The 406-nt window shown below is 61.8% G+C and carries 1 protein-coding gene; it reads left to right on the top strand.

Annotated elements, in window-relative coordinates:
• Nucleotides 1-406, top strand: a 406-nt coding sequence (locus tag EN925_RS39380; RefSeq protein WP_128337521.1) for a DUF459 domain-containing protein, incomplete at both ends; no start/stop codon positions are given.

Below are 406 nucleotides of genomic sequence, written 5' to 3'. Positions count from 1 at the left end.
GTCCTGGTGGTCGGCGACTTCATGGCGGCCGGCCTCGCCGAAGGCCTCGACACCGCTTTCGCAGAGAATGCCGGCGTCAGGATCGTCGTTCGCAGCAATGGCTCGTCCGGCTTCGTGCGCGATGATTTCTACAACTGGCCCGAACAGATCAAATCGCTGATCGAGACCGAAAAACCCGCCGCCGTGATCGTCATGCTGGGCTCCAACGACCGCCAGTCGATGAAGGTGGGCGACGTGCGCGAACAGCCACGTTCCGAGAACTGGACCAAGGAATATGAACGCAGGACCGACGCGCTGGGCAAAGCCATCGCCGCGGCCAAGGTCCCCTTCCTTTGGGTCGGCATGCCGGCGTTCCGGGTGCCGAAGATGACCTCGGATATGCTTGCCTTCAACGACATCTACCATC

The organism is Mesorhizobium sp. M7A.F.Ca.US.006.04.2.1 (assembly GCF_004022915.1).
Lineage (GTDB): Bacteria > Pseudomonadota > Alphaproteobacteria > Rhizobiales > Rhizobiaceae > Mesorhizobium > Mesorhizobium ciceri.
This window is presented reverse-complemented; position numbering and strand designations above follow the sequence as displayed.